Raw genomic sequence first — 18,274 nt, forward strand, 5'->3', positions numbered from 1 at the left:
CATAAGGAAGGCATTATGGCCAATATTGACAGTCGGCTTATTAATCAGGTTTTGGTTTTAACGATTGATCGACAAGCGCAAAAGAATGCAATTAACCAGCAAATGTACACAGAACTCGCAGATCAGATACAAAACGCCGATTCTGATCCTAAGGTTAAAAGTATCGTCTTGACTGGCAAAGGAGAAATGTTTACCGCTGGCAATGATATCAACGATTTTCTTAAACTGGATGATTCTGAGCAATCAACGGCATTGCATTTCCTTGATGCCATAAGTACAAACAAAACACCGCTTATTGCGGCAGTAAATGGCCCAGCAATTGGTATCGGTTTGACCTTGTTGTTACATTGCGATCTGGTTTTCTGCGCGAGAGCAGCCACCTTTACAGCTCCCTTTGCGAAGCTTGGCTTAGTGCCCGAAGCCGCTTCATCATTATTGCTTCCTATCGCAGTAGGTAAAGCTATGGCAAATGATATTTTGTTGGCTGGAAGAAAACTCAATAGCGAAGAAGCTTTGCGATGCGGTTTGGTTTCTCGTGTCTATGAAGATGACACTCTATTCGAAAACACATTAGAAGTGGCCATGCAGATCACAAATATGTTGCCTGATGCGGTGATGAAAACCAAACGTCTGGTTGATGTGGTTTGGGAAGAAAAAATTAAAAACAAAATGCAGGAAGAATTTATCGACTTTTCAGCACAACTACAATCGAGCGATTTCAAACAATCGATGCAAATGTTTTTGAACAAAAAATCCTAAATCTTGTTATTCATTACGTCTTCACTCATTGGCTATTATTAGCGAATGTGGCAAGATACCTTGGCTATCACTTAACAATAATAAAAAAGGAGCAGTTATGGCCACTGAGTCTACTTGGACGATGCGCGCCTTAGACAAAGTCGAAAAAGTAGGGAATAAACTCCCTGATCCCGCAATTATTTTCGCATTTTGTTTGTTGATTGTATGGATTCTTTCAGCAGTCTTTTCAAATTTTACATTCAGTGCAATTGACCCACGAAGCGGAGAGGCGGTTGTTGTCAACAACTTGTTGACGGGCGATAGTTTGGCAGACTTTCTATCCAGAATGGTACGAATATTCACCGGTTTCGCTCCTTTAGGGGTAGTGTTAGTTGCAATGTTAGGGGTAGGTGTTGCCGAGCATTCGGGTTTCATTAGTGCTGGTCTGAAGCGCATGTTGGATACCACACCTAAAGCGCTGTTAACACCCATGGTCGTGCTTGTGGCAATTGTCAGTCATACAGCGACAGATGCAGGTTATGTGTTAGTTATCCCGCTTGCCGGGGTTATCTTTTATGCGATGGGGCGACATCCTTTGGCAGGTATTGCCGCTGCGTTTGCCGGGGTCAGTGGTGGCTTTTGCGCAAACTTTATCCCTTCAGCTATCGATCCCTTATTGCAGAGTTTCACTCAAAGTGCGGCGCAGATTATTGATCCTGACATTCAAATCAATCCCCTTAACAACTGGTTTTTCAACTCAGCCTCGACTTTGTTGATTGTGGGTATTGGCTGGTATCTTACCGACAAAGTCATCGAACCACGGATGAAAGATGTTGAAGTAGATGGTGATCCTGAAGAGATACCAAGGTTTGATGAGTTAGATGAAAAACAAAGCAAGGCACTTCGATATGCATCACTGACGATGTTGGCGGGCATTATTGCCCTGGTTGCTATTTTGGTGCCGGAATCATCTCCTATGCGCGCACCAGATGGTCAGTTAACGTCTTTTGCTGCACCTGTAATGCAATCCATTGTTCCTTTGATTTTCTTATTGTTTTTGTTGCCTGGCGTGGTTTACGGATTTATGTCGGGTACCTTTAAAAACACCAAGGATATGATCGATGCCATGACGAAGGCCATGCAAGGCATGAGTTATTATATTGTCATGGCGTTTTTCTGTGCGTTGTTTATCGATGCCTTTGGTAAGTCCAATTTAGGAGCCTTGTTAGCCATTGAAGGTGCGCAAACGCTCAAAGCGTTGCAATTGCCGAGCATGGTTACCATCGTCGGGATTATTTTCTTAACAGCTTTTGTGAATCTATTTGTGGGATCTTCTTCGGCGAAATGGGCATTGCTTGGGCCCATATTTGTGCCTATGCTGATGCAACTCAATATATCACCTGATCTTACTCAAGCCGCATATCGATTAGGCGATTCGTCATCGAATATCATTACACCATTGATGCCATATTTCCCGCTTGTCGTGGTGTACTGTCAGCGCTATGTTAAATCTACTGGGATAGGTACCTTGTTATCAATGATGTTGCCATACACAGTAGTGATATTGTTCTCCTGGACAGCGTTTTTGCTGCTCTATTGGTGGCTAGGTATTCCATTAGGCATTCAGGCAAACTATGTTTATCCAGCAGGATAAAATCAAAGGCCCATTTTTGGGCCTTTTCTCTTTGTAAAGCGATCTCTTGTTAATCTGGAATGGTACCCGATGTCTGTAAATTCACAGTTACTGCTTGCATTAGATGAGATAATTACCGCAGCAGATAATCCTTTAAAAGAACATGAAATTATCTCATTGCTGCAAAAAGCGCCTTATTTCATTTTTGAGCCGAAAATACTGTCTGAACCCTTAAGGCTTTTTCAATGTCATTTTGTAGTGTTCCATCATTTGTACCTCCTGCAAGCACAGTATTTGCAACAAAAACAAGGATATTTGACTATCCATACCACCGAAATTGGTTTACTACCTGCTAACGGGTCTCAGCAATCCCTCGATATTGAAGATAAGGTCAGGCAGTATTACCTGGATTGGTCAAATTTTGAAAAGACAGATGAAGCGCAAGTTGAGGCTTTGTTGGACGATTTTTGGCGTAGGATGGGAAACCACAACACACCTAGTGAGCGAGATAGAAAAAAAGCGCTTGAAATACTCTCCCTGAACGATGATTTCACCCAGGAGCAACTTAAAAAACACTATCGCAAGTTACAACATCAATTCCACCCTGACAAAAAAAGTGGAAATGCTCGGCTAAGCCAAGATATCGATTGGGCCTACCGTGCTTTAAAAAATTCATTGCGTATTCACAGCTAAGCAACCGACTGTTTTGATGCCAAGAAGTCATTGAAATAGGCTTCGTCTAGGGGTTTGCTGAACCAATATCCTTGGATCTCTTTGCACCCCATTTCTTTAAGCATGTTTAATTGTTCAAGCTCTTCAACGCCCTCAGCAATAAGTGTAACGCCAAGATTATTCCCTAAGTCAATGATCGTTCTAACAATCGATTGATCCGCACTGTCAACATGCATGTTACGCACAAAAGATTGGTCAATTTTAAGTTTATCGATAGGAAAATCTTTTAAATAACTCAGGCTGGAGAACCCTGTTCCAAAATCGTCGATTGCAAGCTGCACGCCCATGGATTTGAGTATATGTAGGCTGTTTATCGTTGCATTTTCGTTGTTAAATAATACGCCTTCAGTGATTTCCAGTTCTAAATTTTTTGCCTTTAATCCGCTATCAAACAAAGCGCTTTTGACATTCTCAACAAAATTGGGATGAGTAAATTGTTTTGGCGAGATGTTTACCGCAATGACCAGGTCTTCATATCCTGATTTAGCAAATTGTGCCGCTTTCTCGCAGGCTGTTTTTAAAATCCAATCGCCCAGTGGTAATATCATTCCCGAACGTTCTGCCAACGGGATAAACTCAGCAGGGGATACCCATTGTTCGTTTAATTGCCATCTTATTAAAACCTCTGCGCCAATTACCCGATTTTTTGTCACATCAAGTTGAGGCTGGAAATAAAGCTCAAAATCGCCACTTTTAAGGGCCAACCGCATGGCTACCTGTAGAGCGTTTTGTCTCGCAATCGCTTCACCTAAGTGATCACTGAACATCATGTATTCTGTGTGTTCTTGGCTTGCCGAGGAATCTAACGCGATGCGAGTATTTCTGTTGATTTCCTCGACGTCTTTGCCGTCGTGTGGGGAACATGCAAAACCAAAATCTAATTCAACCTGATGCTGTCCAGAAAACTGCGCTAAATTTATCTGTTGTTTTATGTTCGAAACTAATCTTTTTACTAGCGCTGCACATTCACTGGATGGGATCAAAATGGCAAAGTTTTTATCGCCAATATGGAACAGTTTTATGTCTTCTGGCATATCGTGACAAACTTTGTCGAGTACCGCGGCTATTTCAATGACTACCTGGTGGTTCTTATTAAACGTATTGTCAGATAACAACTGGCTATATGAACGAATCTCAATTATCCCGTGGGTAAAGACAGTATTTTGTTCGACAAATTGCTCTAGTACTTCACGAAAACGGTACTGATTATCCAAACAGGTTTCGGGGTGGTGATAGGCTTGAAACACCATTTTTTGTTCTGCATGTTTTTTTGCCGTGACATCAGTCAGGTGCAGGTCCCATTGTCGCTGGTCACTTAACCAATGCAATTCACATTGGAAATATAGCCCCTCTAGTAATAGTTCAAAACGCTCAAAGGCTTTTTCTTCGGACTTAATATTTTGCTGAAAAGAATCAATCTTTTGACCTAGTTTTAAGCCCAACGCTTCGACGGAATGGTCCAGTTTAGCTGCTAATCGAAGCGCTGCCGGGTTTGCAAAACTGACAATATTATTTTTGCTAAAACTAAAGATAGGATTTGGGTTACGTTGTGGAAAAAGGGCCAGCCGACTATTTAGTTTGTTCGCTGACAAATACGCTTTAACCGATCTCAATATCAGCAATGCAATTGTCAACGCAGTCAAACCATAGATGAAGACAAGTACGTTCATATAGTTGAGTTGCGATCCAACTCGATCTTTCGACTGTTCAACACGTTGGGAGACGATTCCGGTGAGTTGTTCAATTAAAGGATGTGTGTCTTGCATTAGCTGCCGAACTTGTTGTAACTGTAAGCGTGCCAAATCCCAATCGGTTTGAGACCTTGTTTGCAAACGCATATTGGCGTCTAACGCTGTCGCAATCTCCATCACTATTTGTTGATTATTCATTAATGCGGATAGTGCGGTATGGTCGAAATAATGGGCTAATTGATCCAAGGTGTCTTGTGCACCTCCATGAGCAGCTATGAAGTCATATTCAAAAAGTGACGGATTAAAAGACGCGTAGTAAGCGTGCAGCGCACTCTCTTGCTCAGTCAATTGTTTACGCAATTGTTGGAAGTTGGAATAGACTTGCAAGTCCTCGTCAATGAGTTGAGATGTTGAGCGTTCAATATTGTTGCCAAAATGGTATACCAACGCAGAGATGCTCAAGCCAACAACCAAAAAAAGAATAAAAATTACGTTAAATTTGACGAGCAAATTCCCTGGAGATTTCTCCGACATAGACGTGTACCAAATTTGTATCGTTCAAGGTTCCAATTTTTAAGGTAAACTATTAGGCTGTTTTCGTCGAGTGCTGATGGTTTTTTATCCCAAGTTCGCAACAAACAAAATTACATGTTGTACCCGCCGTAAAAGGCTGGTAAAAAGTCAAGTTCGTTGTGAAATTAAAAATTATGTTGGTGTAATTATTAGTTTACGTTTACCTAGGCGCTTAAGGCCATTTTATTATTGAGTAGTTTATGCAAAAAGATCACGTTAATAACGTACACATTTCGTCTGAAAACGTCATTGTTACACCAGAGCAATTAGCCAAAGAATTGCCGGTCAGCGAGACCGCACTGAGTGCAATTGAAACTTCAAGAGCAATTATAGGCGACATCATTCACAGACGAGATCATCGTTTGTTAGTGATTAGTGGGCCATGCTCGATCCACGACATAGAATCGGCCAAAGAGTACGCATTAAAGCTTAAAGAGCTGCATGAGTCGTGTAAAGACACCCTGTATATCGTTATGCGCGTGTATTTTGAAAAACCACGCACAACCGTTGGGTGGAAAGGGCTGATAAACGATCCTCACCTCGATGGTTCTTTCGATATTGAAGCGGGGCTACGAAAAGCCAGAGAATTACTCATCTGGTTAGCGGAACTTGAATTGCCCATCGCGACAGAAGCGCTGGATCCTATCAGCCCACAGTACCTTGCAGAGCTATTTAGCTGGTCAGCGATTGGTGCGAGGACGTCTGAATCACAAACCCACCGAGAAATGGCAAGTGGTCTTTCAATGCCTGTAGGGTTCAAAAATGGCACGGATGGCAGTTTAGGGATCGCTATCAATGCACTGCAATCAGCGGCCTCTGGCCATCGCTTTATGGGGATCAATAAACAAGGGCAGGTGAGTGTAATCAAAACTCAAGGCAATCCAGACGGACACATAATTTTGCGTGGTGGAAAACAACCTAACTATGACTCGGTTTGTGTTTCAGATTGTGAAACGGAGTTGAAAAACGCTGATTTGCATGCCGGCTTAGTTGTCGACTGTAGTCATGCAAATTCGAGCAAGGATTATCGTAGACAACCTCTAGTTGCGCTAAACGTTGTAAATCAAATACTCGAGGGCAACCAATCTATTATTGGAATTATGCTCGAAAGTCATCTTAACGAAGGCAATCAAAGCAACACAGGCAAACGCTTGGATGAGTTGGATTATGGTGTATCGATTACCGATGGCTGTATCAACTGGCAAAGTACCGAAGATCTGATAAACCAGTCTAGAGAAAAGCTAATCACGGTATTACCCATGCGTCTTAACAAAATGCAAAAATCAGCTTAAAGGGAGCGTCTTATGCCCACCACGCCTAAAGGTTTAGACGAACTGCGCCAGGAGATTGATAAGTTGGACAGCCAGCTTGTCGATATTCTGGCTAAACGTGCAGCGTTGACAACTCAAGTGGGGGAATTTAAAAGTCGTACCGGTATGCCTATTTACGTGCCGTCCCGAGAAGCAGAATTGATCGAAAAACGCAGAAATGAGGCACAAAACAAAGGTGTATCTCCTGCACTGATGGAAGATTTGTTGCGCCGTATTATGCGCGAGTCTTATCAAACTCAAAATAATCAGTATTTGTGCATTAACAAATTCGTTAAAAAAATCGTTGTGGTAGGTGGTGCCGGTGCCTTGGGGCGAATCTTTGTTAATATGTTGCAAAAAAGCGGTTATCCGGTCACTGTTATGGAGCAGGGTGATTGGTCAAACGCTAAAGCAATATTAAAAGATTGCGATTTAGCTTTAATCGCCGTTCCTATCAAACTGACTGAACAAATTATTGCTCAGCTTTGCCCTTATTTGCCTAGCCATTGTGTATTGGCTGATGTAACCAGTACTAAACAAAAACCATTAGATGCCATGCTGCAAAACCACATAGGACCAGTAGTCGGCTTGCACCCTATGTTTGGCCCTGATGTACAAAGCTTAGTTAAGCAAGTTGTTGTTGTCTGCGACGGCAGGGCACCCGATTCCTATCAGTGGTTGGTGGAGCAAATCCGTGTTTGGGGGGCTATCACCCATGCCAGTACTGCAAAAGAGCATGACGATGCGATGGCGTTTATTCAGGTAATGCGCCATTTCAGTAGTTTTGTTTACGGAGCGCATTTAGCCGGAGAAAATCCACAACTTGATCAACTCGTTGCCTTTAGTTCACCTATTTACCGATTGGAATTGGCAATGGTGGGAAGACTTTTTGCTCAAGACCCTGAATTATATGCCGATATCATCTTCAATAATGCCGAGAGCATCGGTTTGCTCAAACGTTTCAGAGATCGCTTTGATGCTGCGCTGCAATTGCTTGATGAAGGCAATAAAGGTGAATTTGTTAAACAATTTTTTGCTATTGGCAACTGGTTTGGTCCTTACGCCAAGCAATGCCTGGTTAGCAGCAAAAAACTGTTGCTCAAAGCAGACGACGATAGAGTTTAAAAATAGCTTTAATAACAATAACGTAGGTTTTATATTTACGGGTAACTTGCGTCGTAGTACTGTAGTTTTGAGTTGTAGCCTTTGGCTTATTCTAAGCATTCATCCAGGAGTTAGATTAAATGACGTTACGAACGCGGCTGTTAATAGCCATTATCGCACTTGTTTCTTCCTCTATTATTGTTATGGGCCTGATTTCCGTAAATGTGGCCGTTAACAATTCCACGGATGCGCTGACAGAATCGGCAAGGAGTAAGCTGATTAATCAAGAAGAGCAAACCCGTGAAGCGCTGGGTGAATATTTTGGTTTTATTGAGTCGCAAATTCGCACTAAATCGTACTCTTTAACCATTGTTGACGCAGCACAGGAGTTTATCGCCGCATTTGACCAATATTCTGCGCAACGGGGTCAGGTCAGCAGCGGGCAAATTGCTCAGTTAGAAAGCTACTACAACAACGACTTCAGATCCCGCTACAATGACCTTAACTCCAAAGAGTTGACGGATGCGGCATCACTATTAAATGGTCTTCCCGACACCAGCTTGGCTCTTCAATATGACTTCATTGGTGGATCTCAGTATCCGCTGGGGGAAAAAGACAAACTAGACAGCCCGAGCAACAACAGCGACTATGCAAGGGTACATAGCAAGTACCACCCAACGTTGCGCGGTTTTTTACAAGAATTTGAATACTACGATATTTTTATTGCAGACGTGCAAAGCGGAAATATCGTTTATAGCGTGTTCAAAGAATTGGATTATGCTACCAGTTTACGCAGTGGACCTTACGCAAACTCAGGGATAGGTGAGGTATTCAGTAAAGCCCTCACTGCCACCGATCCTAACCAAGTATTTTTTACTGAATTTAAACAATACCGCCCTTCTTACGATGCCTTAGCCGGTTTTGCTTCGTCGCCAATTTATGCAAATGGCGAAATGGTTGCCGTGCTAATTTTCCAAATGCCTATGGATCACCTGAACGGTTTGCTTACCCACAAGCAAAAGTGGGTAGAGTATGGGTTTGGCGATAGTGGTGAAACCTATATTGTCGGTCAGAATAATTTGCTTGTTACCGAGAGCCGATTTTTCTTAGAGGATCAAGCTGGATATATTAATGCCATACGTTCTCGCTTCCCAAATGAAGCGCGTGAAGTTGAGTCTCGTGGCACAACCATAGGTATCCAACCCGTTACATCACAAAGTGTTAAAAACGCCTTGCGTGGTCAAAAAGGCTTTACGACTGTAGAGGATTATCGAGGTGTTGAGGTTTTCTCCGCCTATGCTCCAATTGAAGTTGGTGGCATTTCTCTGGCGGTTTTGGCAGAGATTGATGTTGAGGAAGCATTGCGTCCTGCTAAAGAACTACGTAATAAGTTGATCATTTCGTCGCTGCTTGAGATGGTCGTATTGTTGACAATTGCCGCTGTAATTACCTATATCATGGCTAATCGGCTAATTGCCCCGCTGAAAAAATTAGGCGAGGCTTGTGAAGGTTTGACAACGGGGGAAGGAGATTTGACCTTGAGGTTGAGTCGTTCTCGCATTCCAGAGATCCATCGTATTACTCAGAGCTTTAATATCTTTATTGGCCAAATTCGAGAGATTATTGCTCAGGTTAAGACTGACGCAGATGCGCTATCTTCAGCGTCACAACAACTTAGTACTGTGACGACACAAAGTGCCCATATCAGCGACGAGCAGCGTACCCAAACTAGTATGGTGGCTACTGCCATGATTGAGCTGTCATCTTCCATTGATGATGTCGCACGTTCAACGGTTGATACCAGCGAAAAGAGCCTGGAAGCTCAGCGTAGTTTGAACGAAAATATGGAAAGGGCAGACATGGCAGCAGAAAATATTAAGCTGTTGGTGAGCTTAATCAATGATTCTAGTGAAGTGATATCCAGTCTTAAAAACGAAGTAAATCAGATTACAACCGTGCTTAATGTGATTACAAGCATCGCTGATCAAACTAATTTGCTTGCTCTTAATGCAGCGATCGAAGCAGCACGGGCAGGAGAAGCGGGGAGAGGGTTTTCGGTGGTTGCCGATGAGGTTAGAGCTCTAGCGACCCGCTCTCAAGAAAGCACTGTGGAGATTTCTAAGTTAGTAGAAGTTATGAATCAGTCTTCTCAAAAATCAGTCGAAAGAATGGAACGTGCTGCGGCTGCGGCTGATGGCGGCATTCATCTTGTCGATTTGGTAACCGTTGCTATGGACGAATTGGCTGCCACATTAAAATCTGTGCTGGCGCTAACAGATACGGTGTCTACGGCAACCGTTGAACAAAACGCGACATCAGACTCGGTGGTTGATAATGTCAATCGTATAAATAGCATGGCGCAAGAAGTGAGTGAAGGTGCATCACAAACCAGTCAATCTGCGGATGAGTTGGCGCGCATCGCGGAACACACTAAAGAGTTGGTCGCGCGTTTTAAAGTATAATAGCGTGAGAGTAGATATTGAAATATAGGCCGCTATTTAGCGGCCTTTTATATGCTTGGATGATCTTAGCGTAACGTGTGTTAAGCTTTTTGGTCTTCACTCAGTCAGTGCGTTTACCGCTGCTACCTTGGTAGGGCTGATCTCTTCGCTTGGATAACAACCAAGTACCTTAAAATACCGTGTTGTCGCGCCTAGCTCCTCGAGTGCATGTTGCATGGGGCCATCTTGGACATTGCCTTCAACATCAATATAAAACATTTCTTCCCAAGGGTTACCAGTAATAGGTCTGGATTCAAGTTTGGTCATATTGATCTGGTTTTCTCTTAGCACCAGAAGTGCCTCGACCAAAGCACCGGGTTTTTGCACAGTAGACATAACCAAAGTGGTCTTTGCTGGGACCTGCAATGGTACTTTCACTGCATTACGGGCTACAACGATAAAACGACTGTGATTCTCTTTTTGATTTGCCAGATTAGACTTGATTGCATTGAGCCCATAAAGCGCACCTCCTGCTTCACTGCCAATTGCCGCCACTTCGCTGCTGTTCAGTTCATTCACTTTTAACATTGCTGCTGAAGTGCTATCACAGGGTTTAACTTCAATGTTACCCAACTCTGCCAAAAAGTGGCTGCACTGCGCAAACACTTGAGGGTGAGCGTACAAGGTTTTGATATGGGTAATATCGGTTTGTCCCGACACTAACATGGCATGTTTAATGGGGTGTGTCAGCTCGCCAATAATCGATAAGCTTGTATGTTGAAGTTGATCGTACACTTCATTGATACTGCCTGATGAGGTGTTTTCGATGGGTAAAACCGCATAGTCAGCTTCGTTGGTTTCAACTTTTTTAATAATCTCAGCAAAACTTTTACAGCCGATTTCCATCAACTCGCCAGGGCGCCTTGAAAAATATTTCTGTGTTGCCAAATAGCTGTAGGAACCACGATCGCCCAAAAATGCCACACGATTCAACGGTAAACTGCTTCCTGGGTTGGCTCTTTCTGCTAATAATGCTTGCTGATTGAGAACGGAGTCTTCGATGACAACATGAAAAATTTGTGTCACGTAATGAGGGTCCAATCCAAATTCTTGTCCCTTTTTGATCAGCCGAACCAGAAGCTGTTCTTCTCGCTGATGATCTCTAACGGGGATGTGGTGACGGATTTTGGTTTCCGCCACACTGTTTGTGTATTGTTGACGTTTAGCCAAAAGGTTCAACAATTCACTGTCTAAAGCAGTTATTTGTTCGCGTAAAACTTCAAGTTCCTGTGTTGACATGGGATCCACTTTCTTTGCTCTAAAAACACAAAGCCTCCAATTAGGTGGAGGCTTTTGCGGCTGAAAAAAAATACTGCATAAACCCCCGATTTAGGGCGGCATAAAAAATATAAAATGTGTGATGTAATTTTCTTTCATAACTGGAATCTATTAATTACCGCTTGGCTTGTCAATCATTAGTTGTACTTTATGAAAGATAAAGCCTTTGGAAGCCGTGCATAAGGCAAATACGCTTTAGTTACCGCCTAGAATATCTGCGGTAATCGTATTTTGCGAAGGGGAAAAGGCAGGCTCGTCTGCACGACGTATAGGAAAAGTGGATCCTGTGGCTTCTTTTGCTAATAAGGTGGTGAATATCTTGGTTTGACTTATCTCATCTAGGGTTTGCATATATTGCTCTGCACTCCATAATTTATTGCTGGGCAAGTGCAAAGCAGCAAACTTATCCAGAACCTCATTTAATGATTGCCCGGTTGAGGACTTACGCAATTCAATATCCGCTAAGAAATATATAGCCGCTCCTCCCCAGTAGGCATGGCGCGTTTGTTTGGCTGAACGAAGAGGGCGGTCTGCTTTTTTACGCCCTCGTTCTAACCCAGCAGTAAATTTTTTCCAAGCCTGCTGATTAGTAAGCATTCCAGCTCTAGCTTGCACAATGTACTGATAATAACTAGCGAGTCCTTCTGATAACCAGCGATCTTGATATTCGATGCGAGGGTGCAAAAGGTGACTTAGCTCATGGGTGGCGGTCCAATCTGCGTGAAATTGTTCGATGGGTCGATTTGGATCGATAAAAAAGTGCACCGCTGGATGACCATTTCGTTGAACCTCCGCCCAGGGCACAGCTTCTTTGCGTTTGCCGATGGGTACCACCAACACTTGCACGTCTGTCAGTGGATAACGACCATAAACGCTTGCTACTGCCCTCCCAGCACTGCCAACCCAATTAACAAGTTCCCTGCGCTTTTGCGCCTGCTGTATGTTTAATAGGGCCACATTCAAGACACTTTCGCCTACGTTAGTCGGCACTATCTCAATGTCTCCAAAGGCGATACGGCTAGTCCAATGAATAGGTGTTTCGTTAAGATGGTAACCGCCATTTTTTATCCGCCAAGGGGCTGACAATTTAACTGGGTTTCCGTTTTCATCACGAAAATTTGCATGCACAGGTTGATTAGTGTCGGGCAGCCACAACCAACTGTGATTGTTCACCAACCAGCTTTTTCCTACTTGATAAGCGAAGCGGTCTTTTCTTGCTTTATGCAAATCTACAGTGTAGTTGAAGCAAGGGTTTGTTTTGTTGACAATATGTAAACTCGACCGAGTTTGCACCAGATTTGACTCAACAGAGGTCGCCACATAGCGAGAGGCCCGCTTATTTCCCACCACTAATTTTGTGGCGTCTGCGGACAAACATGCGTCTACACTAATTTTTCCTTCATCAGCTAAGAGCGTAACTTGGTATAAAGTAGTTGAATTGGCATAGGCCGCCGCAAGCAATAACGAAAAAGTGACGATTTGAAGTCTTCGCAACCCAATGACTACCCTAAATGAAATTTAATGACTACTATGCCAAACGAAAAACAATAGAGTAAGGATCACTCGTCGAATGCGGCAGTAGATGAGATAAGTTGCCACATTCGAATAAATAAGGATTAAGATGTTTAGGGGTTTGAGACGCTAGTCACTAAGTAGTGTCATCAGCATCCTGCGGACCTCATTTGCCTCAAAAGGCTTGTCGCACAAAGCGTTCACGCCTGTTTGCTGGATATTCGCCATGTGCGCGCTGTCTGCCGCTTCGGAGGTCACCATGATGATGGGGATGTGAGCGGTTTGTGGATTAAAGCGAATAAACTCAGACAACTCTCTACCGTCCATTTCGGGCATGTTGTAGTCTGTCACCACTAAATCATAGACGTTATCTTTGAGGTATGTCAGCGCCATCGCGCCATTTTCAGCTTCTTGTATTTTCTTTAAGCCCATCCCCTCCAGCACACGACGAATATGGTTGCGTGCAAGGCGGCTATCATCTACCAACAAAACGCGAACTTCATGGATATCAAACAATTCAAGATCGAGTTCTTCGGTATTGATGAGATCTAATGTCGCTTTTAGAGCACGTGATAAATGCACTGGCTTAAAAGGCTTAGGCAAAATTGCTGCGACACCAGCCTGCTTAAACTCTTCCAATTTAGAAACACGGTTTTCACTGCTGACTAGCATAAAAGGAATTGAAGCGATTTCTTCGGTTCCCTTAATGTGTTTTAGTAAATCTAATCCCGTTCCATCAGCGAAGTACATCGCACTCACAACCACATCACTGGCGTGGGCTCTAAGTGCACTTTTTGCTTCGGCAACGGTGGAAACCGAGTCAACCTGACCAACATCTTCTTTAATTAGTAATGAGGAGATGATTTTGCGCTGTGTGTCGGACGGCTCAATTAACAGTATATTGACGTCGGATAATGATATTTGGTCCATTTGGGATCCTAACTTAAGAGACTACGTTATTTAACCGCCAGCAAACTTAACGGTCATACCCTTTTTTTCAAGAAGTATTTTAATTTTTTCGCGATTGTCACCTTGGATTTCGATGACTCCTTGCTTAACCGCGCCACCTGTTCCACAGGTCTTCTTCAATTCTGTGCACAATGCTTTTAGTTGTCCAGCATCCAAAGCCAAACCATCAATGGTTGTTACTCCTTTACCTTTTCGGCCTTTAGTTTCTCGCCGAATTCTCACCACACCATCTTTCGATAGCTGCTTTTTGGGCTCAGGTTTCTGTGGGGTAATCCTTCCTTTGTCTGTACTATAAACTAAATGATTATGTGACATATTTAATCTTTTATTGAATTCCTGACTAGCATTTTATGTAAAAAAGCACACAACTCAATCAATAATGCGCAAAGAATGCAAATGGTCAAGGCAATTCTACCAATCCGAATTCTGACTGTTCGCGACTTCATGCGAAATGGTAATCGTCATTCAAAGTCTTAAAAACCCAACATATTTTCAGCATTCGCGGCGAAATTAGTTGCGTAAAATAAATCGTATGCCAAAGTATAATACCAAAAGCTTTGGAAAGCTTACTCGGGGAGAGCCTTACTTTTTTTCAGCCTGAGAAATGACGCATCTGCCAAAGCTAGTTTATGTTGAACCACAAACCCGACAAACACAATGGAGAAATTGATGAGCTTGGAAACCCAACTTTCCTCAGACGAAAAAGTCTTAACAATTCATATGGAAGAGAAGTTTGATTTTGGGAAAGTGCAAGATTTTAGAGACGCCTATCTGCATGTAGACGAAGCTGTTAATACCATAGTAGTGGATTTGGCAAACACCGAGTACATGGACAGTTCCGCGCTTGGCATGTTGTTAAATATGCAAAAAACGATGGCAGATAAGATTTCAACCTTTAAAATTGTGCATTGCCGTCCACAAGTGGCTAAAATTTTGAAGATCTCCCGGTTCGATAAAAAGTTCGATTTGAGTTAATTGAATATTTAACTGATATGCGCATTCTGGTTGTCGACGATGAGTCTCTAAATCGCTTTTTACTCATTCATATGCTCGAAGAGGCGGGTTACACAGATTGCTTTGAGGCAGAGTCTGGCAGGGAAGCTTTGCAATTGTCTGAAAAAATAAAACCAGATCTGGTTCTTTTAGATGTCGTAATGGCAGACATGGATGGGTTCGAAACTGCCCCACTGTTAAAGAAGATGGCCGGTGATATTTATCTTCCTATCATTTTTATTACCGCACTTGATGATCAGGACTCCCTAGCCAAATGTTTAGAAGTTGGGGGAGACGATTTCGCCTCCAAACCTTTTGATAAAATCATTCTTACTGCAAAAATCAGAGCCCATGCACGAACCCGCCTGTTAAGCAAACGTGCATCAAAGCAGAACGAAGAACTCAATTATTTTCGCATTGGTGTTGAACGGGAACACGCCATTGTCGAACATATTTTCTCTAACGCATTGACTATAAATAAAACAGTCGCTGCTTACTTCGATTATCGATTGGCGCCTGCGAGTAGTTTCAATGGCGACTTATTTTTAATTGAACCGAGTCCCTCCGGCGGCATTTATTTTTTAATGGGGGATTTTACCGGCCATGGTTTGGCGTCTGCTATTGGTGCTCTGCCAGTCGCCAGAGCATTTCAAGCAATGGCGAACAAAGGATTGTCGGTGTCTGAAATGGCATCAACAATTAATAAAACTTTGATGACACTATTGCCCGGAGATATGTTTTTTGCTGCTGTGATAGCTGAAATCGCTAGTAACGGTCACCAATTCACAGTTTGGAATGGTGGTATGCCTGACTTGACGGTTTTTACTCCTGCGGGTGAAGTCACAAAACATTTTCAGTCTCAGCACATGGCGTTAGGTATTTTAGAACCTTATGAGTTTGAAGAAAACGTTGAGTATTTTGATGCCAATATTGGTGACAGGCTTATTGGGTATTCAGACGGCGTCATCGAGTTGACTAATGTCGCAGAGCAGATGCTCGGTGAGGACGCTGTACTAAGTTGGTTATCGGAATCGCCGGATTTGCCAGTCGCTGACATTGAGGAAAAAGTTGAGGCATTTCGAGGTAATGCCGAGCAACTCGACGATATCACCTTTGTTTCTTATACCTGCCAATCCTTAGAAGCGTTAAGACCAGAATATACAGTGACACAACTACCCTTCAATATCGAAGTCGATTTATGTGTGGAGAAGCTTAAAACGATTGATCCAATTTATGAGCTGGTCATCATGGTTTGCAGTCAATTGGGTATGCAAAGTATTCGCTCCGACCTATCAACTGTATTGAGTGAGCTTTTTAACAATTCTCTCGATCACGGTATTCTGCACTTAGATTCTACCTTGAAAAAAACCACCGAAGGATTCTTTGAATACTTTGATCAACGTACAGATAGATTGGCCAAACTAAAAGAAGGTTCTATTCAAATTAGAATATCCTTCGCACCTGAAAATAAAACTCTGTCGGTAGAATTAGAAGATTCTGGGCAGGGTTTTGATTTCCAAAATCTAGGGGGAAATCATGACAGTGACGCCTTTGGACGAGGTATTCCTCTGATAAAAGAACTATGCGAATCGGTGGAGTACTCTAGCAATGGAACAAAAGTTACGGCAACCTTTGCCGTTTAACGTAATGATTTTAAAAGGTAAAAAGTGAAAATTAGACGCGCAGTTATTAATGACGTGAGTGACTTGGTAGACTTCAACCAAGCCATGGCACAAGAAACAGAAAGTAAAGCACTTGATCAGCAGACGCTAAGCAAGGGCGTAAGCGCGCTAATTACCGATCCGAACAAGGGATTTTATTTGGTTGCGCAACAGGCAGACGGCCAAATTATCGGCAGTTTAATGGTCACTTTCGAGTGGAGCGATTGGCGAAACGCACAGTTTTGGTGGATCCAGAGTGTCTATGTGCGCCCGCAAAATCGACGCACCGGCGTTTATTCAAAACTTTACCAACAAGTACAGGCACTTGCGGAGCAAAACGATGGCGTATGTGGGTATCGGTTGTACGTAGAAAAAGACAATTTGCCAGCTCAAAAAACCTATGAATCTCTGGGAATGCATGAATCGTATTATTTGATGTACGAATCCAAGTTATGAAGCTTCTAATTGCTATTGAGAATTATTATCAATAACGGTAAGCTTCGATTTCGTTCGGTTTAACCTAAGTAAATTCATGTTCAAAAACTACTCTCTCATATTTGTCATCGTCAGCATACTCATGCCTGCGAGCGTTTTCGCAGCGGAGGTTAACGTTTATTCGGCGCGCAAAGAAGCCCTTATAAAGCCTGTTTTAGATAAGTTCACAGCGCAGACCGGTATTGAGGTAAATCTCATTACGGGTAATGCGGACGCACTTATTAGCCGTATAGCAAGCGAAGGAAAGTTCAGCCCTGCAGATGTCCTTTTGACTACAGATGCTGGTCGTTTGGTACGTGCTAAAAATCAAGGTCTGACCCAAGCTCACTTATCTCCCACCATTGAACAACATGTCGCCCCAAGGTTCAGAGATAATGAAAACCATTGGTTTTCATTAACACAGCGTGCGCGCCCCATTATGGTATTAAAAGCAGACGCTGAATCGGCAAATATTCAAACTTATGAGCAACTTGCCTCAAAAAATTTGCCGGGTAAGTTATGTATTCGGTCATCATCAAATATCTACAACCAATCAATGATTGCCGCATTAATCCATCAACAAGGCGAGCAGAGTGCTGAAGCCTTTAGTCGCGGTTTAGTAGGAAATTTGGCTCGTCCCCCAAAAGGCGGGGACAGAGACCAGATCAAGGCGCTGGTAGCGGGTCAGTGTGACTATGCTGTGGCAAATACTTATTATCTAGCGGGCATGCTAAAAAGTGCTGATGCAGAGCAGGTGAAAGTTGCTGAACAAGTCAAAGTAATATGGCCCAACCAACAAGGGCGTGGTGTCCATGTTAATGTGTCTGGAGCTGCGCTGATTAAAACTTCGCCAAACGATGAAAATGCCAAAAAACTCTTAGATTTCTTATTAAATGAACAAAGCCAATCTTGGTATGCACAAGCAAATCATGAATACCCGGTTAGAGAGGGTGTGGAATGGAGCCAAGTACTAAAAGATTTTGGTGAATTTAAGGGCGAATCTATTCCACTACATCGGGTAGGGGATCTTAACGGGCAGGCGGTCAAGGTCATGGACCGCGCTGGCTGGAAATGATTTTTGAGAGGGCAACAATCTATACATCCT

General features: G+C 42.9%; 15 protein-coding genes. 10 read left to right on the forward strand and 5 right to left on the reverse strand.

The annotated features are described in order from the left end of the window. Nucleotides 1-15 precede the first annotated feature (15 nt). The 3 genes from FM019_RS14100 to FM019_RS14110 all read left to right on the forward strand — a co-directional run bounded on the left by FM019_RS14100 (nucleotide 16) and on the right by FM019_RS14110 (nucleotide 3,064). Nucleotides 16-759, forward strand: coding sequence for an enoyl-CoA hydratase/isomerase family protein (locus tag FM019_RS14100; protein ID WP_143836579.1), 744 nt, complete (start codon nucleotides 16-18; stop codon nucleotides 757-759). 97 nt (nucleotides 760-856) lie between these two features. Next, nucleotides 857-2,392, forward strand: coding sequence for an AbgT family transporter (locus FM019_RS14105; protein WP_143836580.1), 1,536 nt, complete (start codon nucleotides 857-859; stop codon nucleotides 2,390-2,392). 69 nt (nucleotides 2,393-2,461) lie between these two features. After that, nucleotides 2,462-3,064: a DNA-J related domain-containing protein gene (locus tag FM019_RS14110; protein WP_143836581.1), complete on the forward strand. Its 603-nt coding sequence runs from the start codon at nucleotides 2,462-2,464 to the stop codon at nucleotides 3,062-3,064. Here the strand turns inward: FM019_RS14110 and FM019_RS14115 are convergent. After that, nucleotides 3,061-5,328 (reverse strand): putative bifunctional diguanylate cyclase/phosphodiesterase, encoded by a 2,268-nt coding sequence (locus FM019_RS14115; protein ID WP_143836582.1) that lies wholly within the window; start codon nucleotides 5,326-5,328, stop codon nucleotides 3,061-3,063. The genes FM019_RS14110 and FM019_RS14115 overlap by 4 nt on opposite strands. Before the next feature lie 239 nt (nucleotides 5,329-5,567). Here FM019_RS14115 and FM019_RS14120 point away from each other — a divergent pair, with 239 nt between their 5' ends. From FM019_RS14120 to FM019_RS14130, 3 genes are all read left to right on the forward strand, one after another. After that, the gene (locus FM019_RS14120) at nucleotides 5,568-6,659 is read left to right on the forward strand and encodes a 3-deoxy-7-phosphoheptulonate synthase (RefSeq protein WP_143836583.1); all 1,092 of its coding nucleotides are present in this window, start codon (nucleotides 5,568-5,570) and stop codon (nucleotides 6,657-6,659) included. 12 nt (nucleotides 6,660-6,671) lie between these two features. Then, nucleotides 6,672-7,802, forward strand: a complete 1,131-nt coding sequence (gene tyrA / locus FM019_RS14125; protein WP_143836584.1) for a bifunctional chorismate mutase/prephenate dehydrogenase — start codon at nucleotides 6,672-6,674, stop codon at nucleotides 7,800-7,802. A gap of 119 nt (nucleotides 7,803-7,921) precedes the next feature. Continuing rightward, nucleotides 7,922-10,243, forward strand: a complete 2,322-nt coding sequence (locus FM019_RS14130; protein ID WP_143836585.1) for a methyl-accepting chemotaxis protein — start codon at nucleotides 7,922-7,924, stop codon at nucleotides 10,241-10,243. Nucleotides 10,244-10,339: 96 nt separating this feature from the next. On the opposite strand, the gene pheA is transcribed toward FM019_RS14130, so the two are convergent. The 4 genes from pheA to yciH form a co-directional block, all read right to left on the reverse strand. Next, on the reverse strand, nucleotides 10,340-11,521 hold the full coding sequence (gene pheA, locus FM019_RS14135) for a prephenate dehydratase (RefSeq protein ID WP_143836586.1): 1,182 nt from the start codon (nucleotides 11,519-11,521) through the stop codon (nucleotides 10,340-10,342). Between the two features lie 234 nt (nucleotides 11,522-11,755). Next, the gene (locus tag FM019_RS14140) at nucleotides 11,756-13,054 is read right to left on the reverse strand and encodes a hypothetical protein (protein ID WP_185969293.1); all 1,299 of its coding nucleotides are present in this window, start codon (nucleotides 13,052-13,054) and stop codon (nucleotides 11,756-11,758) included. 147 nt (nucleotides 13,055-13,201) lie between these two features. Next, on the reverse strand, nucleotides 13,202-14,002 hold the full coding sequence (locus tag FM019_RS14145) for a response regulator (protein WP_143836588.1): 801 nt from the start codon (nucleotides 14,000-14,002) through the stop codon (nucleotides 13,202-13,204). A 30-nt stretch (nucleotides 14,003-14,032) separates the two neighbouring features. Further along, nucleotides 14,033-14,356 (reverse strand): stress response translation initiation inhibitor YciH, encoded by a 324-nt coding sequence (gene yciH, locus FM019_RS14150; RefSeq protein WP_143836589.1) that lies wholly within the window; start codon nucleotides 14,354-14,356, stop codon nucleotides 14,033-14,035. Nucleotides 14,357-14,710: 354 nt separating this feature from the next. On the opposite strand from yciH, the gene FM019_RS14155 reads away from it, so the two are divergent. The 4 genes from FM019_RS14155 to FM019_RS14170 all read left to right on the forward strand — a co-directional run bounded on the left by FM019_RS14155 (nucleotide 14,711) and on the right by FM019_RS14170 (nucleotide 18,244). Next, on the forward strand, nucleotides 14,711-15,016 hold the full coding sequence (locus FM019_RS14155) for an STAS domain-containing protein (protein WP_143836590.1): 306 nt from the start codon (nucleotides 14,711-14,713) through the stop codon (nucleotides 15,014-15,016). A gap of 17 nt (nucleotides 15,017-15,033) precedes the next feature. Further along, nucleotides 15,034-16,677, forward strand: a complete 1,644-nt coding sequence (locus FM019_RS14160; RefSeq protein WP_143836591.1) for a fused response regulator/phosphatase — start codon at nucleotides 15,034-15,036, stop codon at nucleotides 16,675-16,677. A 24-nt stretch (nucleotides 16,678-16,701) separates the two neighbouring features. After that, a complete protein-coding gene (locus FM019_RS14165; RefSeq protein WP_143836592.1) occupies nucleotides 16,702-17,151 on the forward strand; it encodes a GNAT family N-acetyltransferase in 450 nt (149 codons plus the stop codon). A 76-nt stretch (nucleotides 17,152-17,227) separates the two neighbouring features. Further along, entirely contained in the window at nucleotides 17,228-18,244 is a 1,017-nt protein-coding gene (locus tag FM019_RS14170; protein WP_143836593.1) for an extracellular solute-binding protein, read from the forward strand. Nucleotides 18,245-18,274: the final 30 nt, after the last annotated feature.

The sequence above is a fragment of the Aliiglaciecola sp. M165 genome, from assembly GCF_007197995.1.
Classification (GTDB): domain Bacteria; phylum Pseudomonadota; class Gammaproteobacteria; order Enterobacterales; family Alteromonadaceae; genus Aliiglaciecola.